General features: G+C 37.1%; 25 protein-coding genes. 2 read left to right on the forward strand and 23 right to left on the reverse strand.

All coding sequences use genetic code 11. The annotated features are described in order from the left end of the window. Positions 1-161 precede the first annotated feature (161 nt). The 12 genes from CQ058_RS03665 to CQ058_RS03720 form a co-directional block, all read right to left on the reverse strand. Positions 162-1,787: an ABC-F family ATP-binding cassette domain-containing protein gene (locus tag CQ058_RS03665; protein WP_002032778.1), complete on the reverse strand. Its 1,626-nt coding sequence runs from the start codon at positions 1,785-1,787 to the stop codon at positions 162-164. A gap of 347 nt (positions 1,788-2,134) precedes the next feature. Beyond that, positions 2,135-2,677 carry a CopG family transcriptional regulator gene (locus CQ058_RS03670; protein ID WP_070170263.1) on the reverse strand — a complete coding sequence of 181 codons (543 nt, stop codon included), beginning with the start codon at positions 2,675-2,677 and terminating at the stop codon, positions 2,135-2,137. A 288-nt stretch (positions 2,678-2,965) separates the two neighbouring features. Then, on the reverse strand, positions 2,966-3,166 hold the full coding sequence (locus tag CQ058_RS03675; RefSeq protein WP_070170264.1) for a cytoplasmic protein: 201 nt from the start codon (positions 3,164-3,166) through the stop codon (positions 2,966-2,968). 32 nt (positions 3,167-3,198) lie between these two features. After that, a complete protein-coding gene (locus CQ058_RS03680) occupies positions 3,199-3,477 on the reverse strand; it encodes a hypothetical protein (protein WP_258169445.1) in 279 nt (92 codons plus the stop codon). Beyond that, positions 3,431-3,622 carry a hypothetical protein gene (locus tag CQ058_RS31705; protein ID WP_105589462.1) on the reverse strand — a complete coding sequence of 64 codons (192 nt, stop codon included), beginning with the start codon at positions 3,620-3,622 and terminating at the stop codon, positions 3,431-3,433. The genes CQ058_RS03680 and CQ058_RS31705 overlap by 47 nt, the downstream gene beginning before the upstream one ends. Before the next feature lie 60 nt (positions 3,623-3,682). Further along, positions 3,683-3,883, reverse strand: coding sequence for a hypothetical protein (locus tag CQ058_RS03690; RefSeq protein WP_002189950.1), 201 nt, complete (start codon positions 3,881-3,883; stop codon positions 3,683-3,685). A 42-nt stretch (positions 3,884-3,925) separates the two neighbouring features. Further along, on the reverse strand, positions 3,926-4,156 hold the full coding sequence (locus CQ058_RS03695) for a hypothetical protein (protein ID WP_002189951.1): 231 nt from the start codon (positions 4,154-4,156) through the stop codon (positions 3,926-3,928). Positions 4,157-4,223: 67 nt separating this feature from the next. Further along, on the reverse strand, positions 4,224-4,910 hold the full coding sequence (locus tag CQ058_RS03700) for a hypothetical protein (RefSeq protein ID WP_002189952.1): 687 nt from the start codon (positions 4,908-4,910) through the stop codon (positions 4,224-4,226). Positions 4,911-5,002: 92 nt separating this feature from the next. Next, entirely contained in the window at positions 5,003-5,530 is a 528-nt protein-coding gene (locus CQ058_RS03705) for a hypothetical protein (RefSeq protein ID WP_105589464.1), read from the reverse strand. Further along, complete coding sequence (locus tag CQ058_RS03710) at positions 5,531-5,785, reverse strand: helix-turn-helix domain-containing protein (RefSeq protein WP_002189956.1); 255 nt, start codon at positions 5,783-5,785, stop codon at positions 5,531-5,533. A 350-nt stretch (positions 5,786-6,135) separates the two neighbouring features. Then, positions 6,136-7,236 carry an HNH endonuclease gene (locus CQ058_RS03715; RefSeq protein ID WP_256415954.1) on the reverse strand — a complete coding sequence of 367 codons (1,101 nt, stop codon included), beginning with the start codon at positions 7,234-7,236 and terminating at the stop codon, positions 6,136-6,138. After that, positions 7,142-7,690: a helix-turn-helix domain-containing protein gene (locus CQ058_RS03720; RefSeq protein ID WP_002189958.1), complete on the reverse strand. Its 549-nt coding sequence runs from the start codon at positions 7,688-7,690 to the stop codon at positions 7,142-7,144. The genes CQ058_RS03715 and CQ058_RS03720 overlap by 95 nt, the downstream gene beginning before the upstream one ends. Positions 7,691-9,327: 1,637 nt before the next feature. Between CQ058_RS03720 and CQ058_RS03725 the strand changes: the two genes are divergently transcribed. Both CQ058_RS03725 and CQ058_RS03730 read left to right on the forward strand, forming a co-directional pair. Next, a complete protein-coding gene (locus CQ058_RS03725; RefSeq protein WP_105589465.1) occupies positions 9,328-9,876 on the forward strand; it encodes a tyrosine-type recombinase/integrase in 549 nt (182 codons plus the stop codon). Positions 9,877-10,612: 736 nt separating this feature from the next. After that, positions 10,613-11,920 carry a KAP family P-loop NTPase fold protein gene (locus CQ058_RS03730; RefSeq protein ID WP_258169448.1) on the forward strand — a complete coding sequence of 436 codons (1,308 nt, stop codon included), beginning with the start codon at positions 10,613-10,615 and terminating at the stop codon, positions 11,918-11,920. A gap of 272 nt (positions 11,921-12,192) precedes the next feature. Here the strand turns inward: CQ058_RS03730 and CQ058_RS33040 are convergent, their stop codons facing one another. From CQ058_RS33040 to hisC, 11 genes are all read right to left on the reverse strand, one after another. Then, positions 12,193-13,287, reverse strand: coding sequence for a hypothetical protein (locus CQ058_RS33040; protein ID WP_105589468.1), 1,095 nt, complete (start codon positions 13,285-13,287; stop codon positions 12,193-12,195). A gap of 125 nt (positions 13,288-13,412) precedes the next feature. Then, positions 13,413-13,622 (reverse strand): hypothetical protein, encoded by a 210-nt coding sequence (locus CQ058_RS03740; protein WP_105589470.1) that lies wholly within the window; start codon positions 13,620-13,622, stop codon positions 13,413-13,415. Continuing rightward, a complete protein-coding gene (locus CQ058_RS03745) occupies positions 13,619-14,290 on the reverse strand; it encodes a hypothetical protein (protein WP_105589503.1) in 672 nt (223 codons plus the stop codon). Before CQ058_RS03745 ends, CQ058_RS03740 begins: the two co-directional genes overlap by 4 nt. A gap of 709 nt (positions 14,291-14,999) precedes the next feature. Beyond that, a complete protein-coding gene (locus CQ058_RS03750) occupies positions 15,000-15,980 on the reverse strand; it encodes a tyrosine-type recombinase/integrase (protein WP_105589472.1) in 981 nt (326 codons plus the stop codon). Positions 15,981-16,433: 453 nt separating this feature from the next. Further along, positions 16,434-19,550 carry an MMPL family transporter gene (locus CQ058_RS03755; RefSeq protein WP_002192828.1) on the reverse strand — a complete coding sequence of 1,039 codons (3,117 nt, stop codon included), beginning with the start codon at positions 19,548-19,550 and terminating at the stop codon, positions 16,434-16,436. Positions 19,551-19,823: 273 nt separating this feature from the next. After that, positions 19,824-20,390 carry a TetR/AcrR family transcriptional regulator gene (locus CQ058_RS03765; protein ID WP_002013443.1) on the reverse strand — a complete coding sequence of 189 codons (567 nt, stop codon included), beginning with the start codon at positions 20,388-20,390 and terminating at the stop codon, positions 19,824-19,826. A gap of 186 nt (positions 20,391-20,576) precedes the next feature. Then, the gene (locus tag CQ058_RS03770; protein WP_002189972.1) at positions 20,577-21,740 is read right to left on the reverse strand and encodes a GNAT family N-acetyltransferase; all 1,164 of its coding nucleotides are present in this window, start codon (positions 21,738-21,740) and stop codon (positions 20,577-20,579) included. A 289-nt stretch (positions 21,741-22,029) separates the two neighbouring features. Then, a complete protein-coding gene (locus CQ058_RS03775) occupies positions 22,030-22,536 on the reverse strand; it encodes an STAS/SEC14 domain-containing protein (RefSeq protein ID WP_002189974.1) in 507 nt (168 codons plus the stop codon). Positions 22,537-22,553: 17 nt separating this feature from the next. Further along, the gene (gene aroA, locus CQ058_RS03780; RefSeq protein WP_002189975.1) at positions 22,554-23,843 is read right to left on the reverse strand and encodes a 3-phosphoshikimate 1-carboxyvinyltransferase; all 1,290 of its coding nucleotides are present in this window, start codon (positions 23,841-23,843) and stop codon (positions 22,554-22,556) included. Positions 23,844-23,859: 16 nt separating this feature from the next. After that, positions 23,860-24,960 carry a prephenate dehydrogenase gene (tyrA, locus tag CQ058_RS03785; protein WP_002189976.1) on the reverse strand — a complete coding sequence of 367 codons (1,101 nt, stop codon included), beginning with the start codon at positions 24,958-24,960 and terminating at the stop codon, positions 23,860-23,862. Further along, a complete protein-coding gene (hisC, locus tag CQ058_RS03790; RefSeq protein WP_105589473.1) occupies positions 24,953-26,053 on the reverse strand; it encodes a histidinol-phosphate transaminase in 1,101 nt (366 codons plus the stop codon). The genes tyrA and hisC overlap by 8 nt, the downstream gene beginning before the upstream one ends. Between the last annotated feature and the right edge of the window lie 13 nt (positions 26,054-26,066).

Raw genomic sequence — 26,066 nt, forward strand, 5'->3', positions numbered from 1 at the left:
TTCAGGGTTTATCCACGCTTCAAAAATTTCTTACCATCGCTAATGTTATTTTTGAATAATTATTCATTTTAATCCTCCCCCCACTTTATATTAAAACGAATATTTGTTTACTTAAAAAAACCCCCGCTCTCATAATAGAAAGCGAGGGTTTTAATCATTTATTATTGACCTTTGTACATTGCATCAACTTGTTTTTGAAGTTCTTGACTTTCTAAGAACTCATCATACGTTGCTACCTTATCAACTACACCGTTTGGCGTTACTTCGATAATACGGTTTGCAATTGTTTGTACGAACTGATGGTCATGAGAAGTGAATAGTAATGTTCCTTTAAATGTGATTAAACCGTTGTTTAATGCTGTAATAGACTCAAGGTCTAAATGGTTCGTCGGATCATCAAGTGTTAATACGTTTGCACCGCTTAACATCATTTTAGATAACATACAGCGAACTTTTTCTCCTCCAGATAAAACAGAAACGTTTTTCTTTACTTCTTCACCAGAGAATAGCATACGGCCTAAGAAACCACGTAAGAAACTTTCTGATTCATCTTGTGGAGAGAACTGACGTAACCAATCAATTAAAGTGTAATCACTGTTCTCGAAGTACTCAGAGTTATCTCTTGGGAAATGAGCTTGAGATGTTGTTACACCCCATTTGAATGAACCGCTATCTGGCTCCATTTCACCCATAAGAATTTTAAATAATGTTGTCATCGCAATATCGTTACGTCCGATAAATGCAACTTTATCACCTTTATTTAAAGTGAAGTTCACATTATCTAATATTTTTTCGCCATCAATCGTTTTCGAAATACCTTCAACTGTTAATAGGTCATTTCCTACTTCACGTTCTGGTGTGAAACCAACGAACGGATAACGACGTGATGATGGTCTAATATCATCTAATGTAATTTTATCTAACAATTTTTTACGAGAAGTTGCCTGTTTCGCTTTAGATGCATTTGAGCTAAAGCGTGCAATAAAGTTTTGTAACTCTTTTACTTTTTCTTCTTTTTTCTTGTTAGAATCTTGCGTTAGTTTTAATGCTAATTGGCTTGATTCATACCAGAAGTCATAGTTACCAACATATAATTGAATTTTACCGAAATCAAGGTCAGCCATGTGCGTACATACTTTATTTAAGAAGTGACGGTCATGGGATACAACGATAACTGTATTTTCAAAGTTCATTAAGAAGTTTTCTAACCATTGAATCGCTTTTAAGTCCAAATGGTTGGTAGGCTCATCTAGTAATAGAATGTCAGGTTGACCGAATAAAGCTTGAGCAAGTAATACTTTTACTTTCTCTGCCCCTGTTAATTCAGACATCTTTTTATCATGAATATCTTCACCAATACCTAATCCTTTTAGAAGGATTGCAGCTTCTGACTCAGCTTCCCAACCGTTTAGCTCAGCGAACTCACCTTCAAGTTCTGCAGCACGCATGCCATCTTCATCACTAAAGTCTTCTTTCATGTAAATTGCATTTTTCTCTTGCATTACTTTATAAAGACGTGTGTGACCCATCATTACTGTTTCTAGTGCAGGGAACTCTTCATATTCGAAGTGATTCTGTTTTAATACTGCTAGACGCTCACCTGGCGTAATATGTATGTCACCTGTTGATTGGTCAATTTCTCCAGATAAAATCTTTAGAAATGTTGATTTACCAGCACCGTTTGCTCCAATTAAACCGTAGCAATTACCTGGCGTGAATTTTATGTTAACATCTTCAAATAATTTGCGATCCGCGAAACGCAAACTAACGTTACTTACTGTAATCATTTGTGTCCTCCTACTAATACCTAGGGTTTCTCAACCCTTCTCCAATTTTAACAGAAATCCGTAATTTACGATTCCTTTATTTTCATCTGTAAACAATTCTACTAGAACATGCTTATCATTACAACTTATAATTATGATATAAGTTGTTTTATTACTTTTTTTAAAGAATTATTTAAAAATCTCCTCTAAAATCCATTAATAATTTAAGACGCTAAACACCTAGCAATATAATCACAAGAATTGCTACCATTAAAGTACCTAACAACGTAATTTCTCGGCGTAACTTTCCGCACTTATATTCGAAAAAGAGACGTAGATAGCAAAAATCCACATCCCTCTCACCGCAATTACACCTTATACTTCTCGAAGAACTCAAAAAGCGCAAACTCTACAATTTCATCACGATTTAAACGATGCTTATCTTCGACTGTACCTAATTTCGTACATATCTCCTTGCCGAGTTTCACTGTTCTGCTCACCTTTTCTTGCGTCCCACTTTCTCCAATACGCATATATAACGAATGAATCGGACTAGTATTCTTCTGCGCCGAAATCTTTTCCTTTTCTTGCATAATCTCATTAACTGCGTTTTTAATCGGAACCCATTCGCTTAGCATTTTCCGTACTTCACTTACGTCTTTTTTCGTAAGTACATCATCTGTATTTTCTATCTTCGTATCATTCGCGACCATTATAAATTCTCGAATATCCGTTTTCAAAGGAGGTTCTCCTTGTCCTATAAAATACCAACCTATATCGCCTTTTTTACTATATTCATACCCCGCATTTTTTAACCCTCTTAACAATCTTTTATCACACATACCCATTTCTTTTCCAACTTCCTTAGCGTTACTTTCTTTCAACAACGCTAGTACTTCTTCAATTTTCACATGATCATCTCCCTCTTATTACGCAACTTGCGTAATATCGCATCATCTAATTTTTACGATATTATCTTCTAAATATATCACATAAATAATAAAAAAGGTGTAGCAAATCTGCCGCTCACCTCACTTCCGCCCGTCTCTTAATCTAATTAAATCGAAATAGAACGCATATAGGCGAACTGTTCATCATATTAAATCTAATCGTCTAGAATTGCGTCTCTCAGTATCGTAATTTTCGCATATAGTCTATAAAAAGAAAGACAGGCGAATTGCTCCCCGTCCATTTCCGCACTATTTTATATATTTTGATCGCAGTCTTAATATATCTTCCTCTTCTCGGATGCCTGCTGATCCCTTCCTCACATTTTTTACGACAGTCCAATTCGAATTAGTTTCATCGCCGATGTTCTGTATTGTAAAGTTGCCGTCACCATATTTTCGGTGACCTTCTGCCAATTTCTCCGTTATATCATTCTCGTTTGCTCTCGCCATCTTTGCGCCATCTCCCTTTTTATACAACCTTCTTAAACTGTCCAACTAATCACACGTCCAGTCAATTGGAGATCCTCGCTTTCCGCTTCGTTTAATTGTAACACACTGTCGGGGATAAGTTCCGATAACGGCTGCCCATTCGCACTAGAAACGTTGTTTTCTTTGAATGTGAACGATCCGACCCCCGTAATACTAAACGATGCAATTCCCTGTTGCTGCATTCGATTCGTATCGTTATAAACTATCGCTAAATATGCGCTGAATTCATAGATTGCATTCTCTGGGAACGTGGCCCCCTTTAAAGCGGGCATGTAACGCCCTGTCCGCAGAATTCATCAAACGGATCTTTTTCGCTTCATCCGCTTCGGCCCAGTCTTCGTTGCTAATCACGTATGTATTGATATGCTCGTTTGCAGCTTCGATATTATGTGCGTAGTCCTTCGTATGTTCTTCCATTTTGTGGCCTCCTTCGTTAAATAAAAGAGCGAAGCCGCCAGGCCCCGCAATTCTTCGTTATTAATTCGAATTCAGATCTCTAGCGACTACTAATCCGTGTATAACGGTTTTCTTTCTCGGTTCTTCGTGCAATCCGTTTAACGTTAGTAATACTTCGAATTCTTTTTCGTCGAATTCGCGGCCCTCTTTTTCTAATATTCGTTTATAAGTCGCCATAAGCTGCGCCTTTTGATTGTCTATATTATTGTTGATCTTCGTCATGTTATCATTTCCTTTTCGGTTTATATTGTGATATGTGAAATTTTATTCGATAGAATCCGCAAACCTGGACGAAATGCCTCTCGGATCTTCGACAATGCCCGCGTTTCCTTTTTGAATACGGGTTTCCGCGATCCAGTGCGGATTGTCGTACGTTTGAACGTTCATTGCTATGTAGTTTTCGTGGCCGTAACGTTTGAACGCGGCTTGTAATACCTCGGAAACATTCGGCCCTTCGATTCTCTCTTCATTATGCGGATTGTAGTTTGTTTTCATTTTTGATTTCCTCCGATATAGTTACGATTAAGAGTCGGAGGCATAGCGCCTCCTCGTCCCTCGTTTATTATTTCGCTGCTTCTTCTTTGTACTTTGCCATGTCATTTTTATACTCTTGTTCTTTTGTCAATCCGTTATAACCTTCTGGAACGAATCGATAGTTTTCGACATCTTGAAGAACTTTGTTTGTTACTCTTGGAAGATACATATTTGATCCTTTTGCAGGATTATGAATTACTGGCATCGGCCCTTTTTGTCCTCGCTTTATTTCGTTCAACCAATCGATCGTAGGTCGTACCTCTTCCGCAATACTATAAATCTTTGCTAGAGCGTCGTAATAGTCGTATAACGCGTTTTCTGCTTGCTCATATAGCGGAAATACGTCTTCTTTTTTGATTTGTGGCGCGACATTTTGATTAAAATCGCTAATGATATCTGGTATCGTGATCTTTCCGTGAAGATATTCGTTCGAATACTTGTAGGCCTTGCCTGACTCTTCTTGTGCAACTTCATAGGCTGCCTTCGCTTTTTCCATATCTTCTAGCGCTTTTTGCTTAGCTGCTGCAACGTCTTCCCCTTCGAACTCTCTTCGCAGTAACATTTCGTATTTCACCGTTGCTTCTTTGATTTCTGCATCTGCATCGTGTACTTTTTGACCGTATCGCGCTTTCATTTCCTGCGCCTTTTCGTGTTGTGTTTCGAATTTTTGCATTAGTTCCCAGTTTTCTAGTGCCTTTACTTGTACTTTTACCATTTTAAATTCCCCCGTATGTTTTATAGTTTGTTTGATTTATAGAAACGACATAAAGCCGTTAATAACTTCGTTAGTAAAGCCAGTTGGTGTGCTTATACCTTTAACCATTCGATAAAATTCGCAGCCTTTTGACGTATGTATTCGAACGCCCTACGAATTACATTTCGAATGCCTCGTTTTTGATCTCGTTCTTCCTTCTGCGCCTCTCGGATCTCGTCTTGATATTCGTTAATATAAAGATCGTCTAGCGCTTCTCTAACTTTGTCGTTATTCATAACGCTTGTACATTCGCTGCAATCTGCTTGCGGCTTCAGTTGGGCCATAATATACGGATCTTTTAGCGTTGCGCCGAAAATTTCTTCGCTACACGTATAAAGATCAAACGGAATTTTGTCGAATACATTACTGTTAACGCGAACGATCTCTTTTAGCTTGTCCGCGATGCTGATCCCGTCTTTCATATACTCGCGAGTAGGTACGATAATTTGTGCAATTACGTAAGAATTCGAATATAAAAACGCAACTAAAAATTGATATCCTCTATATTCGACTAGATCTGCGACCACTAGCGGCCTTTTTATCGCTGCTTTTGTTACGTATTCTTTTTCGTAGTGTCCCATTTAATCGCGCCCTCTCATTCTGTTTTTAATATCGGCCCCCGCGGTTTTCAAGCCACTGTCGTAGGTTTGCAGCAAAAACAAATTATGATCACCGATTTTCGCCATGATTCTTGCGGCTACTTCGTGAGGGATTTCGCGTTCACCGCTTATATATCGTGACAACGCTGCTTGCGATATTCCGACTTGTTCAGCGAAATCATATTGTTTTAACGCTGAAAGTTTCAATATCAATGCTAGAATATTTGATGTGATCATATATGTTACTTCCTTTCTTGTCGGGATATCTCATCCCGTTTGATCAAATAAAAAGAATCTATTAAGTGGATATACTGTTTTTTCACTAGATCTCGTATGTATTAGGAGAAAAAGGCTACTAGCTTACTAAAAACAGCAGCCTTACAAAACTATGACAACTAAACTAATAGGATTGAAAACTGAAAGAGAAGGTTCATTACATATGTACTTCTGCGGGCCTTCAGATTGTACCTGTAACACATTTGTAATAAAACGTAACACTGTCGTAACGTTTTTCACTTCCCTTTTTCGTCGTCGTAGTAATATGCGCAGCGTGTGCAATCTGATCGGTTAACTTTTACGAAACTTTTTTATTGAATCGCTTGTTCTGCGTCAAACTTCGCATAAATCTCGGCTCTTTCCTGGGCCGTTATTGTTGGTCGATAATATCGAACGTCCTCATGATCGAGCCACGTCAATCCGCCCGTACTATATTCGAGTGCTTCTGATTTCGTAGGATTTGCCGTTATGTGCTTCGTTTCTTCGTTCTGCTGCATCTTCCAAACAAATAACGTATATCTTTCATACTGATCGGACGTCATTCGATTTAGATAGGCTGCAAACTCGATATAAAATTGAACGCGTCCAGGTTCAACGCCGTATTTTTTCGAGATATCGCGGAAATTCTTCGTTCTGATCCATAAAAAGAATGGAAGAGACCCTTTAGAAGAATTTAATTCGCGTCGTATCGGTAATAGGTTGCCTATGTGTGATCCGCCTTTTAGCGAAGTTGGAATAATATGATCGTTTGAAACATTTTCGAAGCTGCCCGTCAATACGCAAGCTGCATTCATTACGATACTCTTGAATTCTTCGATCCCTTCACCGTCTAGTTTTACGTGTAGCCCGTGTTTTCGGCTTTTTCTAGCGTGATTTCGAAGGATATCGTTCTTGACCTTACATTTGCGACATTCTTTTCTATATCCCTTGCCGTCGGTTGTATACTCTGATATCTTCTTTTCTTCATTACATACCGAACAAATACGTTTGCCGTCTTTGCGCGCTTTCGCTACGTTCTCCGCTTTCTTTTTACGACTGTATTTCGATATACACTGCCCACATTCGTTGCGGCGGCCGTCTTTGTTACTTTTATAATTCGAGAATGATTCGTATGTAAGCATTTCACCACATTCAGACGCGCAGCGTTTAAAGTTTCGCTTCGTTCCATCGGATAGCGTTGCAATATATCTTTCTATTGAATTCTTTCTATTTCCGACGCTGATCGGCTCCATTTTGATAATGTCGAAGTCCTTTTCTGTATTTCTTACGCTTGGTTGGTTTTTGATAGTGTTTTTCATTTGAATTCCCCCGTATGTTTTATTTATTTTCCGCAGTTTCTTCGGCTTTTTTCTCGTCTTGGCGTTTCTTATTCGGCTCGATCGTTGATCTGTCGATACCTTCGTATTTATCAATAATCGCCTCATGTTCTTCTGCAAATTCCTTTGCCAGTGGGAAACGCTCGTACATCGTTTGTTTGTCTAGCGGCTTTAGTGGTAGATATTGATTAGATCGGCCGATACCACGAGATTGTACGCTGATAAGCCCGACACTTCGCAGCGCTGAAATGTGCTTCTTTACTGTCGCAACGCTTTTTCGAAGTCTGCGAGCAATAACATATTGTGAAGGATATGCCGATCCGTCTTCGTGGTTGTACCAGTCGATAATTAACTGATATATCCACATTGCATCGGTTGTAATTCCGTACGGGTATAGATCCGTGTAATACCTTAGTTGGGACGGCGTTCTAATAAATCCAGATCCGTCCGTGAAATCGTTTTTATCATATAGTGGTTGTTGAGGCTGCTTTTCTGTCGCCTGTCTCGCTAACTTTCCGTTTTCTGCTATCTGTTTTATTGTTAGTTTCACGTCGATTCCTCCTGTTTTATTTTGGTTTCGTGTGCCGTAGCTAACATGCTGGCCTTTTGATAGCTAACATGCTGGCCTTCTTGTGGCTAACATGCTGGCCTTTTGATGGCTAACATGATATACGGAATTCAACTTTACTTTATTCAGCTTTAATCTATTCATCTTTACTTAATCATTTGAGTTTCGAGTATAAAAAGAATACTCTCACTCTACGCATAAAAAGTTATAGATTAATAGAGAAGATCTTTTATATAAATAATCGCCGACGGCCCGCCTTTTAATATAGGTGCAATCGCCTATACATTTTAGGCTTCGGCCTTACGATTTATTTTGCGTTTCTTGTCTTACAAAAACATAGGCGCTCTAAATTTAGAACCTGGGTTAAAAACGGGCCTGTTTTAAAAAATTGCTGCGAAATTTTTTTACGGTTAACGAAATAACGCAAAATGATCGCCCTGGGTAAAATAGATTCGATAGACTGCGAAAACGGATTACGAGATTCGACGCTATTTCACGTTATCTATCGATCTAATACAAATCAAAATTACTAGGAACGTGTTAGAAAGGTGTCATAGGCCTTAAAATAGATATACGTATATTTAACGAAGAATAAGCGAAGGATTTTCGAAGGAGATAGCGCAAAATTATAGTCGATAGATTCGACGTTACTTCGTGAGAGGCTGCGACAGTTGGCGCGCGATCTAACTACCCGATTTTAAAAATTGTGCTCGCTATTTCTGGCCGCTTGCTGCTGGGGATATCGCTGGGCCTTTGGGGGGGATTGGCTGATTTTCCGATTCGGGATCGCCATGCCTGGTCCGCTTGCTTCATTGCTGATTCAATTCGATTCGACTGCGACAACGAAACAAGAAAGACTTTTCTTCGCTGATTTCTTTCACGCAAAATAAGAATGATTTAAACAAACGAAATCAATTACGATTCGATTGCAATTCGATTCAGTTACGATTGATCAAACTATTATATTAATAAGAAGAAAGAGCGCAACTAACTTCGAACGATCTTGATCAAAGAAGATCTCAACAAACAAAGAACAATTACAATTCGATTCGATAATATATTTTAATAAGAAGAAAGAAGAACGAACGAAGAAAGATCCGCAGCTACTCACGATGATAGACAACATGATGCATTGCAGCAGCCTGCGACATGATAGTATACAGACATAAGCCCAGCCGCTGGCATATGATAGAGCGTGACAGATACCCACCAGGCTTACCAGTTGCTTCGAGAATGTTTTCTATTCTATTTCTAATACAGATATTCATATACATATACAACGTACTGTGCAGACTCGTACGGCCCCACGTGGTGGGCCATGATATAACGGGGATGTATGTCGGGCTATTGTCGATAGGTGCTGGCCTGTTGGTCGATACATATACGGGCCTGGTTATATATGAGCGTGTGCCCTGGTCCGCTGATAATGTGCAGATATATACGGGCCTATTCGTAATACAATGCGCATCCTGGTCGAATGTATGAATTTAGATAAAAACGTACATTCATTTCATTGTTACCGTTGACGTGTACGCGTTTCGATGATATTCTATAAATACATTAAAAAAACGTACATTCAAAACCGCATAAATAGTAGGTTTATAATAGGAGGGAATAACATGAATCAAATTAAGGACGTGCAGCCGATCCGCAGTAAAGAACAAATAGAGGATATGAAGTGGGCTTTGAAACGTCATTGTTCTGAAAGAGATTACATATTATTCCTTATCGGTATTAATACGGGATTACGTGTCGGAGATCTTTTGAAGTTGAAAACATCGGATGTTATTCGTAGAAAGATCGTAAAGGTTTCAGAGGGAAAAACAAAGAAAGTCCGTGAAGTTAATCTATTGAACATATACGAAGAAGTACAAGCCTATGCGAAGGCTAACGATAGTGAATGGTTATTTCCGTCAAGAAAAGGTGATAAGCCGATCACGACAACGCAGGCATATCGACAGTTACAAAAAGCCGCTGAATTCGCAGAAGTAGAAAGCATCGGAACTCACACGATGAGAAAAACGTTCGGTTATTGGTTCTATAAGCAAACGAAGGACGTTGCGAAGCTGCAAACAATATTAAATCATAGTCATCCGCATGTTACGTTGACATATATCGGAATTACTAGCGAAGAAATCGAAAACAGTTTAAACGAATTCGTATTATAATGTGTGAAGGATCGGCCGCTTTTGGTCGGTCTTTTTATTTATCGTGAAACTTATCTCGCTGCACCCCCTGGTTTTTGAGATCGGTCTTTCTCTCGGCCTTTCCAGCTAATATAAAGGCGATAACTCAACGTTAACCTATCGTAATTCATACGAAAATTTCTCGCTAAATTGTAAACTCTCGCAAACATATTTGCATTCATTCACATGCGTATGGCGCCTACTCTCGCAACAGATTCGCCTTTTCACCGAAAATATTACACGAGTTTACATTGAGGTTAGCACCAACAAAATGCCGACGTTTATGCATAAATAGTAAACGTTGTTGTTATGCGGTTTACGCAGCGCTTGCATAACGGAAATCTGTATACGATATACACTAATTGAAAGGTGGAGTTCGAGAGGCGAACGTGCGTCACGAGCATTCGGCTGGTCAAACGGAAGTATGTAGGATGGGGTATAACAGTGGGAATGGCGTCCGATGTTAAGTTATGTTAAGTATACGAGCAAAGAGACGTAGAAAATCGATAAAGCATCCAAAAAAAGAAGCAAGTACGCAGGAAGTGCGCTCAAAAAGTGGTTTGTTTTATTGTTAAATTAATACAATAATTATATTATGTAATAAGATTTATAGAATAGTTTAACGATCTAGGGAGGAAAACAAGTAATAGAAGACTTACAATATTTACCTTTAAAAGATATAGAAAAGGATAGACTTTTTGAAGAGAAAGCTCAGGACATCGCTACATTTATTAATCATTTTTCACCAAAACTACCGTACTCTCTTTCGATAAATGGTTCATGGGGTGCAGGGAAATCTACAATGTTAAATTTTATAGAAACTAAATTAGATAAAGGAAAATGTAAAGTTGTACGCTTTAACCCGTGGATGATTACTGAAAAAGAAGATTTGATAAAAAGTTTGTTTGAAGAAATATATTATGCAATGGACGAAGGTGATTTCCAAAATGCGAAAAATGCATTCTTCAAGTATGCACGAAAAATAATACCTTCAGCAACAAAGGCTTTAACATTTGCTGGAGCATATATGCACGGTTTTGCACCGGCAGCAGCTACCACGGCAAGTACAATTGCAGGTGATGCAACACAAGTAGTTAGTGATGCGTTATTTGACGAGAAACCTTTATCAAAGAGAAAAAAAGATTTAAATACTATGTTAGATGAAACCCTCAGAGAAGACGGACAAAAAATAGTAATTATGATTGATGAGTTAGATAGACTATTCCCAGATGAAGTTGTCACCGTCTTTCAAATGATTAAATCTAATTTAGACTTACCTGGGCTATTTTTCGTAGTAGCTATGGATGAAGAGGTGGTGTTTGATGCTTTAAAAGAAAAAGGAGTTAGTAAACCCGATTACTATTTACAAAAGATTTTTCAAAGAAGTTACCTTATTAACACAAAATATCAAATTAAGACGCTCTCTGAAAATTATATCATGAAATATCTTGATTACGATAAAAAATCACATTTAGAATTGCAGGGAGCACTACTAGCGTATTTCTATTTAGAAGATCATCATTTTATATTTGCACCAGATAAACCTGCTAGCTTTTATGATTCTTCATTACGGGATAATTATACTCATAGAAACAGTCCAGATGAATGGGCTATCGGGGAATCATATTATGATGTATCGAAAGTTTTGTCGAGTAATCTTAATATTCATAATCCTAGAGCGTTTCTAAGGCTTGCAGAGATACTTATTGAGAAATGGGATAGATACTATAATTACATATTTAAACAAGAAAAAGAAATTAAACGTTTTGTATATGTATCATTTTTAATTTTCATTTCTCATTATGCATGTCCTGATTATACAGAAGTACATTATTTAATGAAGAATAAACGTGGAGATGATGATAGACCACTATTAATACAAGAAGTTGGTATGCATATTCAGTATTTAATCCCATCGTTTAATTACAAAATGCAAGATGATACATTTCATGATGTAGATTGCGATTACGTAATGAGGTTAGCTATTGAGTATTTAAATCAGTTTCCTGATCTTAAAGAACAGTAATTTGCATTTACTAACTTCCCCCTCCGCTTTATATATACGTAATAAAAAAACAAGGACGCCGCTTAAGGTAGCCTTGTTTTTTATGTCCGTACTTCTGACGGACTCTATTACGTGTTTAAATTAGTAGAGAAAAGTACAAATCTATGAAATTATGATTTTTATAGTAAATCGCCCAAATAAATGTAGTCACTTATTTACCGACTGCACTCTCGATAATCTACGTTTACTCTCGCAATACTTTCGCTATCCATACTCCGCCGCAAATGCCTTTGCTATTGTGCGTTCTCTTGCGCTTCCTTCTCTTCCATTTCTTTTAATTCATCTTGCCACTTATCGCCAATACCACCGCTAGGCGTATTCCATCGTTTTTCTTGACGTTGGATTCTTGCCTTTTCCGCCTCTGTTAGCGCTGGTGTACCATCATCTAAAAGCACCGTGCCGTTTTCATCATACTTGCGGTTTGCCTCTTCTTCGCGTTGTTGTGCCTCTTTCTGTTTGCGGTATTCCTCTTCCTGTTGTCGCAGATGCCTTTGGTGCGCTTCTTCATCAATAATCTTGTCGCAGCCGTGCGCTTCTTGCTTCGTTTCATCGTGTCCATGTCCGCAATAATCGTTAGGAATAGCAGACTTTGCACTCTTTGCAGGTGTATCCGCCTTACTAGGCGCGGGCTTGTCAGTAGATTTGCTAGTCGTATCTGCTACGCGATCATTCTTAGGTGTATCCTTTGCCGTATCCGCTCCTTGTCCGATGAATCCACGTTTATTGTCCAGCGTCGTTTGTTTCGACTCATTAGCGCGGTTTATTTCCGTACGACGTGCGCCGTATAACTTCAATTCGTCGTCTTCGTGAGTGAAATACACTTCAATCTGAGTTACTATTCCGTTATGTTCGTACTCATATGTGTACATTGTACCCTCCCACTTCTTGCCGTACTGTTTGATACGCATAAATGACGCATTACTAACATTTTTAGATAACGTTTCGGCGATCTTTTTCGGAGATATGCCGACTTTTAGCGATTTAAATGCGTCCAAAGATAAATTACCTTCCTCATTCGGCAGGTCAAATGTTAGTTTCTGCGGCTTCTTACCGTCAATTTTGATGTTAAAGTCAATAAAGAATTCACTGTTCTCAGATTCGCGTAATGCATTCAGTTCTTTTTCGACTTCCTTCGATTTCTTTTCGGCTTCGTACATTTCCTGCGCGATTTCTTTCGATGACTTTTCAGCATTGACTTCGTTAGACTGACTTTCGTTAGATTTACCTTCGTTAGTGTTACCTTCGTTGGAACCACCGCACCCACTTAATAGCGCCGTTGCCGTGATTCCTACTAACATTACTTTTTTAATTGATTTATATGTATTCATTATTGATATCCCCTTCTCTATGTCCAGTGCGTCAATTTCTCACGCATGATTATTTTGAATGTATTCATTTATGCACCGTTCATCGAATAACAGACTTCCTCCGCCTTCTTTCTTAAATCGAACCTTTATACGTCCTCTTCTTCTTTCCTTTTACTAATAAAATCGCCAACCCTAGCAGTAACAATCGATGCAGCTACCGCCATTGCAAACACTACCGCCAGTCCTCCTATAATGACGTTCCCTATTATCTTCGTAACTATCAAAAGTACGAACGCAACTATTAACAGAATTGCGGAAGGTTTCCGCCCCTTTTTTATTTTAATTTTTATCTTCATGCAATATCCTCCTTTCTAATATTTCTTTTTCGTATTCTCTGCTTAAATCCTCTCACCGCACCTCTAGCGGAATCAAATGGGCGATCTGTCTTCTTTGATAATACTCTAGAAATTTCAGCCTCTGAAACTTTATCGTAATTCTCTGCCGCATAGATCATTGCATCCAATACCAAAATATCTGCTTCTTTCTCGCATAACTTTGCGTATATCTCTTCGTATGTACTTACATTATAGATCGCTTTTTCTTCTGTATTATCTATGCAATCCCCTAACGATTCCAATACGCTAGTATCTCCGATCAACGTTAACGCACCTCGCTTCTTTCCTCTACTTCCGCAATACTGTCGTACACTCTGATACAATAACCATTTAACTCGACTGTCAAAGTCCCCTCGATATATATCAAACGTTCTGATCGCATATCTTATCTTACGGAAACAATCCTCGATAAAGTGTACTTCATTATTTACCTTATACCAGCTATCATTGGCCAGGTGTTCAATCAACGGTATGTAGTGCGCTTCAATTTTTTCTATATACTTATTATCACATATTCCAGTGTAATAATCTTCCACTTCTTTCTTAGCTAATATTGCGATTCTGTTTAATGTTGTGTCTATGTCTTCGCCTCTAACGGCATATTGTCTTATATTAAGTCTGCTTTCCATGCGTAAGTCTTCCACCTCTTGTAGCACCTGTGTCTACCTCCGATGTTTAACTCACTTCCGCTAGTGGCGTTTAATATCGAAGTTATGCTATTGACAATCGGTGACGCATCGACTAGCAGAGGTGAGGAAGTCGTAGGAAGCGGGGCGCAGTTTGAACCCCTATTTCGCAAAGATAAAAAATAACGAAGCATTTAAACTTCGTCAGATTTCGTATATATCAATGCGAATAGAGGTAAAGGCGTTAACAACTAGCGTCGGCTCGTTGTGTGAGGTTTTCAGTAACGCATTCCCCGTCCTTTACGATTTCTCGTAATATCGACTTTCTACACTACAAAACGTCCCATAGTGCGTAAATCTTTCGATACACCCTGTTACCGTAGTAACAACGTATTTCCACCCTTGCCGTACAATGCCCGCAATCGGCTAGACCTATACGACGCACGGGGAATGATATGCGTTGAATTGTATAGCGCTAGTGTTTGCAGCGGTCTAGCTCCCCTTTTACGTTTTTATAGCGGCACGGCTTCCGCTTTTTCGACTTACCGCATCAGTACCTAAAAAAGACAATAGGAAACCAAGCCTTGCACCCTTCGAATTTTTTCGATAGAATGAAGGTAGATGGTCGGGCTGATACGGCTTGTCCGTTATTTAGTTTCGATGTGTATAGTTTTGAGTCTCCAGTTGGCGCTGGGGACTTTTTTCTGTTTAATTAATCGCTTAATTTCCTTAATGGACTGTATTTTTTATGTAATTCTGTTATATCGTCAAACATAAAATGCGTGTATCTCCTTGTCATCGTAATATCGCTATGACCCATTATTTGTTGTAGTGAAAATAAATCTCCACCGTTCCTTAAATATATGGATGCAAATGTATGTCTAAAAATATGAGGACTACACCTAGATTGAATGTTTGCTAGTTTGGCGTACTTATAAATCATTTGTCTTAATCCACTACTTGTAAAAGCACTTCCAGATATTCCGCAAAACAATCTTTTTGTATACACCTCCCCTCTTATCAGTAACCATCGCTTTAGTGCGTTTTTGGTATTACCTGTAATCGGCACTTTTCTTTGATGATAAGTTTTAGTATGTTTCACTAATAGTAAATCTTGTTCCCATACTACATCTAATACACTAAGATTCAATATTTCATTTTGCCTTAATCCTGTCTCTATTAAAACTAATAAAATGGCATAATCTCTAATACCATTCCAAGTCTTTCTATCTACCTTAGAAAGTAGAGTTTTAAGCTGTTTTGGCGTAAGAACTTCAACTTCTTTTGTACGGGCTTTTAATTTTTTAATATCTTTTATTGGATTTATTGGAATATATTTGTTCTCAAATAGAAATTTTAAAAATGTTTTATTTGCCCTTATTACAATGTTGATTGTTGATGGCTGCAAATTTCTTTTTACTTTACAGAATACAATAGCATCCTCTATATGTTCTTTCGTTACCTCATATGGCTTAATTCCAACAGGTAATGCCCTTAAAAGTGATTTCAATTGGGCTTGATAGTGAAATAAAGTCGCTTCCCTCAATCCTTTTAAAATGCCCGCTTTGTGAAAAAGTTCAAAAGCCTCCTCCCAACTCTCGATATATTCCTCAGCTGCTTCCAATTCTCCGAGAACATCTAATTCTTCCATAGACAATCTGAAATTTCTTTTCGCTTTACTTTTTTTAACCATTAAAAAAACCCCCAGTTTACGATTCAATAAAGCAGAACCGCAAACTAGAGGTTGTTATAACTGGATTTATATAGGTTTTAAAGAGGATTCAAATAATTTGCGATCCGCGAAACGCAAACTAACGTTACTTACTGTAATCATTTGTGTCCTCCTACTAATACCGCTTATTTCAGCGTTTTCTCACCGATTGTCTTAAAAAATCGCATATTACGACTCAATTATTGTAGACTATAGCTATTATATAGTAGAAGCTGGATGAATAGCAACGGTTGATTAGCTTTCTACAACGAAATCGAATAGTTTTTATCCATTCCCCTAGCTATTTTTTGTATATCATCGACCTCTTTCTAATATCCCTATTTGCTTCTCATTCTGTAATACATTGAATCATTTTTTCATTTCATATTTTATATACAAAAAACCTGTAGAGAAAACATTCCCTACAGGTTTTTCTTATTTCGTATTCATTATTTTCTCTTTATAACTCTTCAATTTACTCGTCAATCCTATTAAAGCAGGTAACAATATCGGCATTACAATTAAAGCTAATAGTAAAAGAGCAACGCCAACAACGGATGCTACTTGTATAAGTGTCAATACTCCTGAAGGAATTAACGCTGCAAATGTCCCTCCTAAAATAAGTGCCGCTGATAATACGACTCCTCCTATGTGACGAGATGCATTTACAATTTTCGTTACTGAATCCCCTTCTAGCTCATTGTATCGCATCATAACGAAGATGCTATAATCCACTCCTAAAGCGACAATCATAATGAAGCTAAAGAATGGAACATTCCAGCTTAATGACCCTACGTTTAATACATGTGCACTAATTTGTTCACTTATACCAAGTGATGCAAAGTACGCTAAAATTAACGACCCAATAATAAAGATTGAGTTTAAGAATGAGCGTGTAATCACGATTAATACAAGCGAAATCCCTAATAACATAATCGTAGCAGTACGTAGGAAATCTTGCCCGGTTACTTCTTTTAAATCAACGTTTCTAGCTGTTGTCCCGCCAATTGCTTTTTTCGCATCATTTAGTTCTGTTCCCTTTAACGTACCATCTATCGTTTTATTAATTTCTTGAATGATAGGCATCGCTTCTTTTGAATACGGGTTTACGTCTAAAATAATTGTCATTTTAGCAATCTTTCTATTATGTGACATGTACGTATTCAATGCTTTTTGGAAATCTTCTCCTTCTAAAACTTCTTTCGGAATATAAAATTTCTCAGAGCTTTTCGACTCATTTAACTCTCCTAAATATTTTTGAGCGTCACCTAGACCGTTACTTACTTTTCCTAACCCCTCTGTACTTTTAGATAAACCTGATTGCAATTGCCCCATCTTTTCTTGTAAATCTTTCAGTCCAGTTAATAACTGTCCTTGCCCATCGTTTATTTTCATTAATCCAGATTGTAAGTCAGCCGATTTGTTCGAAATTTGTTTTGAACCTGTAGCTCCTTCGTTCAATCCATTTTTCAGTTCAGCAGCTCCTTTTTGTAGTTGCGTTACTCCATTGTTCATTTCCTTTAAACCATTATCTACTTTTAATAATGATTGATTTGCTTCTTTAAATGAACTCATCGCTGCTTTGTGCTGCGTCGCTAATTGATTTAATTCATTTGAAAGAACACTCAATTGCTTCTGAGCTTCTTTTGCAATTCCTAATGTTTGCTGCACATTAGGATCATTTGCTAATTCTGGTTTTGTTTGAATGAAATTGTTCATTAACGTTTCAATTTGTTCATATCCTTTTTTCGCACCATCAATCGCTTGAGAAATACTTCCGAAATATTGATCGTACGAACTTAAACCTTTTTCTAACTGAGCATAACCAGCATGAAGCTGCGAAGTTGCATTTGACAGGGCATTGATATTTCCGTTTAATGATGCTAGCCCATCCTCTATTTGCTTCGCTCCTTGTGCTCCATTGTTTATTCCATTCGATAATTGATTTAAAGCTGTCCCTAATGCTGATACGCCATTTTTCGCTTCATTTGTTCCATCAATTAACTTTTGAACATTTGCAAGACTATTTGAGTCATTACTACCCATTTTATCTTTCGCATCAGTTAATCCTTCATTAATTTCTTTTATGCCACCATTTGCATCTCCTAAGCCTGTATTCAATTCTCCGGCTTGTTTATTTATATATAATTCTTTAATCTTATCTCCAGTTGGACGCGTCGGTGAATATACTTCTGAGACTCCTTTAACTTTCGAGATTTTATCAGTAAGTTCATCTAAAGTTTGTAAAGAATTCGCCTCATCTAACTTTTTATCCGATTGAATGACTAACGTACTTGGTGAAGAAAAACCAGGCGGAAAATGCTCTTCTATTACGTTAATCCCCATTTTTGATTCATATTTATTATCCACTTCAAATAAATCATTGTAATTAAGCGTGTTAGAATATTTTAATACAAATGGAATCGATATCACGAATACGATAATTAAAGCGATAAATGGTCTTGCTACTGAATTTTTTGCAAAGAATCCCCATAAGCGACTATCCTCATGACCTTTAAATGTTTTAACTGGATAAAACATTCCTTTTCCTAAAAGCACCATGAAAAATGGATTTAAAGTAGTTAATACGAGTAGTAGTACTGCGACACCAATTGCTACCGCTGAAGTAGATTGATATAATTTAAAACTCGCTAAAGCAAGAGATGCAAAGCCAATTAGTACTGCTATCCCGCTATATAAAACGGTTTTACCTGCCGATTTAAACGTTTCTTTCGTAGCCAAAAATGCATTTTCTTGTTTACTTAATTCTTCTTTAAATCTCGTATATAATAAAATGTTATAGTCTGTTCCCACTCCAAACAGGACGACTACTACAAACACTTGCGTAAAGTTTGAAAACGGAAAATTAAATTGATCTACAAGATGGGCAATAATCCCCATTGAAATTAAATACGAAACACCAACTGTAAGAAGAGAAATAATCGGAACAACTGGTGAACGGAATACAATGATTAATACTACAAGAATGAAAATGATCGAAATAACTTCTGTCTTTTTCACGCCCTCTTGAGAGGATGTAAGAAAATCACCCGCTATTAAATCACTTCCTGTTAAGTACGTTGTAACTCCTTTCGTTTGTACTTTTTTATGAAGATCATTTGCAATTTTTGACATTTTACCATGTTTTTTATCTACCGATATTTGCGTTAAAATAGTCGTATTATCTTTAGAAACTAATTGTTTCTGCAGTTCTTTATTATCTAAATGTGAAACGACTTCCTTAATTCCTAATTGCTCTTTTTCATTTTGCAGGGCATTGATCGTTTTCGTTATTTCCTCTTTTTGCTCATTTGTTAAAGCCTTCTTACTTCCACTATTAAAGACAGCTATAATTTCATACTTTTCAGCCCCTTCTTTATCCATCTCCTTTATCATCTTGTCAGCAATACTGCTTTGTTCTGTATTAGGAATCGTGATTTGCCCTTTTTCCTTCACTAACTGATCCATATTAGGCATCGTTACGATCATTGCAATAGTAATAACTATCCATAATAGAAAAGATAAACTTCTCCAACTTTTTAGCTTGCTCATTTGAATCATCTCCTGTTATTAGAGTTTCATGGTGCATAGAGAATGAATATTCATTCCCTGTTTTTGAAAACATCATTTCGGAATGAACGTTCATTCCTATTATCCTATTAAATTATTTTTCAATTCTATTAAATTATTTTTCAATTCTATTAAATCACTCCTTGCGGAATGAATATTCATTCCTTTAATTGTACAGATATATCATCTCCTGTAATCGTTTTTTATATTTATTTAGGAATGAATGTTCATTCCTGTCCTTATAAAGCTATAGAATCAAATGATTCTAATAGCATTCCAAGAGCTTTCTTCCAATTCTTTTACTAATTCTTTTGAGTATTCTAACTGCCCTGTCGCCATTACTTTTATTAATTTTTCAAGCGGTTGATATACAATAATAATTAAAGCAATTATAGGCAATGGACGAAGAAAACCTTTTTCGATTCCATCTTCAATAATATTCATAAAGAAGCCTATAAAATCGTCAAATATTTTCTTACTCTGTTCATCAAGAAAATAACTATCACAGTGCGAATTTGTAAAAAGAAAAGCATCCACATTGTTTCTCGCAAATTCAAATAAACGGTTATACGTATGACTAAACTGTTCTCGAATATTTGCTTCAACAGGAAAATCAGTTTTTATTGTTTCAGATAGCTGTAGCATGCTTTTTGAAAATAATGAGTTAACGAGTGCCTCTTTATTTTCAAAATAGCGATAAATAGTACCAGCGCCGACATTTGCTTTTTCAGCGATCATCGGAATTGTCGTACCATCGTAACCACGCTCTGCGAAAAGTTTTATAGCAGCATCAAAAATATCCTCTTGCTTATTTTTAGCCATTTTTCTCACCTCAATTTTCAGGAATGAAAATTCATTCCGTTTATAATTATAAATTACATGAATTAAAAGTCAAGGGGTTAACATTCATAATGCTTCGTTAAAAGCAGCAATGTACTATAACTAATTATGTTTAATTATAGTACATTGCTATTTACACATTAGTATGCCGCACAAAGCTTTACAAAATTAAAAGAAATCATAAATAAACGGCTTACGCACCGGCACTACATTCTCAAATGCACGTATCTCCTCTTCGCTACCGCTTATTAAGTCTATTTCATTTAATTCTAGCGGTCGCTTGTAACCAAACATAATAGTAGATAACGCATTAATATCGATTTGAATTCCATTTTCTTTTGCTGTTTTTTCTTTAACGATTGTTATTTCATTATTTTTAAGTTGAACCGTTACGTTATTCCACGGTGCAAATGAATCTGTAATATGTAAAATTACTTCTTGCTCTTCGTTGTTCCAGTTCCATTCATATTGTTTGAAAAACTGTTCTACATCTACAATTCTTCCCATGAAATATGGAGTTACTTCTGCTTTTACTCGTGGTTCTTGTAATGTGTAAAGAAGTGGTTCTGTCTCACTTAGTATCATTTCTAGATCTTTAATCATAGAATCATGTTGGCAGATGAAGTTCCAAAGACCAATTCTTGCTTCATTATGTAATGGGACAAATTCTTCTACTTTCATTTTAGAATTCTCTATTTTGTATAAAATGTAACCAGCCGCCGTTTTATTTTCATCATAGTAAACTGCCAATGTTAAATCATGATACACCGCTTGTAGCCACCATTTACGTCCGCGAACTAACATACCAGAAAATCGTTCTGCAAATGTTTCATATAGATTCTCTACTTCTTCTGGATGATTATCTTTACTAAAACGTTTCACTGTACCATTCACTTGTTTTTTAATTATTAAATCGCTCTTTGTCATCTGACATACGATTCGATTCGCACAAAGTTCCCAGCCGTATTTACGATAAAATGAAACGGCAAATGGATGTAACATCGATACACTATATCCATCTCTTTTCATAGTTTGCAGTGAATGCTGAAGTAACTCTTTTACATATCCACTTCTTCTATATTCCGGATACGTCGCTACCCCCGCAACGCCGCCCATTTTAAACTTTTCTTTTCCTATGTAAATATGAAAAGGAATTAAGTGCAACTTTGCAGCTAACTCTTCTCCTTCCATAATACCGTATATTTGATGGCTTTCCTTCATTCTTGCAATTTTCTGCTCTATCCATTCTTCATTTGCTTTATATTGAAAAGCATATTCTGATAAACGTAATGCCTCTCTAAACTTACCTTCTTTTAATTGTATAACGTTCATATATTTCTCCTCCATTCCTCGTTTGAATTATATCATAATTCAAACTATTATAGTTCGGTAAGTGAAATTACGAGGATGTTTCAACAAAAGATATCGATTTAGAAACAATCTAACATAAAGGCTCTTTTCAACTGCTTTCTATTGGCGGCATAAGAATATTAAAAGCCTTGCGTTCTCTTGGGTTTGCGAAGCTAAGAGGTACCATTAAAAGTGATGAAACTTATGACAACGGCAACATTACGGGCATAAAAAAACCAGTTGATTGAGAGAAACTGGTTCAATAAAGGTTTTATATTGGATATTCATTCAACCAAATTAATGCTTGTTCATAATCATCGAAAAATTTTACGGATTCTTTTGTATTGGATTGTTGTAAATAATTCATTATCTCCCCTTCTTCAAGGAGAAACGCAATTGCCTTACTGTGATTCAAAATGGTTTCATTGAAGAACTTATCTTTCCATACTTTTTGAACAGAAAAATGATCTGGCGTGTATCCTTTTCTATCCACCAACAATTTGTATTTCTGACCCTCGGAAATGAATTGCTGACAAACCTGCTCGAAGCCATTAAACCATTCATAAACATCGGCTGTATTAATCTTGCCAATTAGATGGGTAACAATTAAATCCCCTGAAACTGTTGTGCTGATATTCTGTTTATTCAACTTGGAACCATCTCCCTTAGTTACAATTATGCGTAAAAATCTCATAAAATCAATAAGGATAAAATTCTTACGCAATAAAGCAACATTATTTACGAAAAAAGCCAACATAAAAAAGCAGATACACTGCATATCTGCTTCTCATCACTTTATTTAGCTAACGTTTGTAGTTCTTCAAAAAATGTAGGATATGATACACCTACTGCTTCTGCATCTTCAATTGTTGTTTCTCCCTCAGCAATACAGCCGGCAATCGCAAGCATCATTCCAATGCGGTGATCACCGTGACTATGTACTGTAGTTCCTTTTAGCTTACATTTACCGTAAATAATCATTCCGTCGTCGGTCGCTTCAATACGAGCTCCTAGTTTCGTTAGTTCAGCAACGACTGTATCAATACGGTTCGTTTCTTTTACTTTTAATTCGTGTGCATCTTTAATGACTGTAATTCCTTCTGCTTGTGTTGCTGCTAAAGCGATTACTGGAATTTCATCGATTAATCTTGGGATTATATCTCCGCCAATTTCGATTCCTTTTAGTGAAGACGTTTCGATTGTAATGTTTGCAGCTGGTTCAGATGCCCCTTCGTTAATTGACTCTACAGTAAATGTAGCACCCATTTTCTCTAAAACATCTATAATACCTGTACGTGTTGGGTTCATTCCTACATTTTGTAATACTAGTTTACTATTTGGGATAATTGCACCTGCTACTAAGAAAAATGCCGCTGATGATACGTCACCTGGCACATGAACGTCTGTTGCTGTTAACTTCTGTCCACCCGCTAGTTTTACAGCTTTCCCCACGCGAGTTACCTTTACACCGAACGCTTCAAGCATTCTTTCCGTATGGTCGCGGGAAATATGCGGTTCTGTAACAGTTGTTACACCTTCTGCGCGAAGGCCTGCAAGTAAAATAGCTGATTTCACTTGCGCACTTGCTACCGGTGAAGTATATTCAATCGCCTTTAAATTCCCGCCTCGTATTGTGAGCGGCGTAAACGTTCCTTCTTTTCGGCCATCAATTTTTGCACCCATTTGCTTTAGTGGATTTGTTACACGTTGCATCGGTCTCTTCGCAATTGAAGCATCACCTTGCATGCAAGAAAAGAATGGTGTGTTTGCAAGTATTCCTGACATTAATCGAATCGTTGTACCAGAATTACCAACATCTAATACAGCTTTTGGCTCTTGTAAACCTTCTAATCCTGTTCCAATTACCGTAACTTCGTCTCTATTTTGTGTAATCTCTACTCCCATTTCTTTAAAACAAGAAATAGTACTTAAACAATCCGCACCAGGAAGAAATCCTTTAATTGTTGTTTTACCTTCCGCGATTGCGCCAAACATGACAGCGCGATGGGAAATTGATTTATCTCCAGGGATTGTAATTGTGCCATTCAATCCGTTATTTACAGTTTGTACTCTTTTTTCTTTCACGTTGTCACCCTCCTCATTAAATTGTTTCATACGTTTGGTATTCTTCTTTTCCGAGCGCAATTTTTGCCTGCGTTCGATCCTCTTCTCTTTGGAAACTAATTCGTAAAACTCCGAGCAATCCTTCTCGCGCTTCTAATATTTGCAAGTTCGTAATACTAATTTCTTCTTCTGCTAGAATGCTCGTGATATGGGCTAATGCCCCTACTTTATCTAAAACGTCGACGTATAAGTCGTGATAGGCAGGAATCGCCCCTCTTTTTCGAACTGGTAAAGAGTCACGATATTCTTTCGCATCTGCAAAATAACTTTGTATTTCTCCTGCATCTCCTTTAGAAACCGTCTTATATAGCTCTTCCATTTCTGAAATCCATTCTTCTAATAGTTCCAATAAATGCCCGCGATTTTGCTTTACGATATCACTCCACATTTTCGGACTACTTGATGCAATACGTGTTATATCTTTAAATCCGCCTGCCGCTAGTTGATGAATAAGCGGATTATCACCAGCATGTTTCTCAACTTGTTTTACTAATCCTGCTGCAATTAAATGTGGGAAATGACTAACTATTCCTGTTACATAATCATGTTCTTTTGTATTTAATACAAGAAAATGAGAGCCTGTTCCTTTTAACCATTCTTTTAGCTCGTCTACTTGATCCGCCTGCACGTGATTCATTGGCGTTAAAATGTAAAATGCGTTTTCAAAAAGGTGTGCCTTTGCACTTTCAACTCCTGTTTTGTGAGAACCTGCCATCGGATGACCGCCGATAAATGAAACTTTCTTTGTTAATAAAGCTTCCGCTTCATTCATGATTGTCCCTTTCGTACTTCCTACATCGGTAACAATGACATCTTCTCGTAAATGAAATGATGCAAGTTTGTGTAACAACTTTTTCGTTTCTTCAACTGGAGAGGCAAATACAATTAAATTTGCCTCCTCACATGCACGCTGTAAATCTACTGCTACTTCATCAACTACATGTAATTCTTTTGCGCGCTCTACTTGCTCTTTAAATATGTCATAACCGATAATCATTACATCGTGCTCTTTTTTAATCGCTAATGCAAGAGAGCCTCCTATTAATCCAGTACCGATTAATACTACCTTTTTACACATTTGCCTCATCTCGAGACTTACCTTTTTTATTTTCAAAGTGTTGTTTTAACACTGAAATCACTCCTTCATTTTGTTCCCTAGTTCCGATTGTAATACGGACACCATTTGGGAACGGACGAATAATAAACCCTGCATGCGCACAAGCTTCATAAATTTCCCCAGCATCATCTACCGGCAAGAAGATAAAGTTCGTTTGCGACGGATAAAATGGAATTTCATTTTCCGTACAAAAACTCTCGTATTGTTGTAATCCTTCTGTATTAACACGAACTATTTCTTCAATAAACGCTTCATCGTTAAAAGCAATCGTCGCTGCTTTTTGCGCTAATGAAGATACGTTAAATGGCAAACGTACGACATTTAATTTCTCGATTAACTCTTCCTGTCCAATCGCATAACCAACGCGGAAAGAAGCTAATCCGTACGCTTTAGAAAACGTTCTAAGTACAAGAATGTTGTTATGTTTTTCTAGAAGCGGTAATGTCTCAGGGAAATCTTTTGCTGTTACGTATTCATAGTACGCTTCATCAATGACAATTAACGTATTTTCACTAATGCTTTCAATGAATTGAGTCAATTTTCGCTCATTCACATATGTGCCTGTCGGGTTGTTCGGATTACAAATCCATACGATTTTTGTATGTTCATCAACTGCTGAAGAAATTTCATCTAGATCATATACACCGTTCTTTAAAGCAATTTCTTTCACTTCACAGCCTTCAATAATTGCATGATGACGGTACTGTGGGAATGTTGCACCAGCCGTAACAATATTATCTCCTTTACATAGTACTGCACGACTTATAATTTGAATTACTTCATCAAGACCACTACCACAAAGCACTTGTTCCATTTGAACTTGTAATTTCTCTGCAATAGTTTGACGGAGTACTTCAGCACCTCCGTCAGGATATAAAGCATGTTCCTCCCACGATTTTTGTAATTCTCCTAAAACACGAGGTGAACAGCCAAATGGATTTTCATTTGATGCTAACTTAACAAATGAATGATTCCCGTATACTTCTTTCATTTGCCCTGGTGATTTACCTGGTTTATACGGTTGTAATGATGATAGTTGATCTTTTACTCGCATGTTAAATCCACCT

The organism is Bacillus sp. MYb56, assembly GCF_002976445.1.
Lineage (GTDB): Bacteria > Bacillota > Bacilli > Bacillales > Bacillaceae_G > Bacillus_A > Bacillus_A mycoides.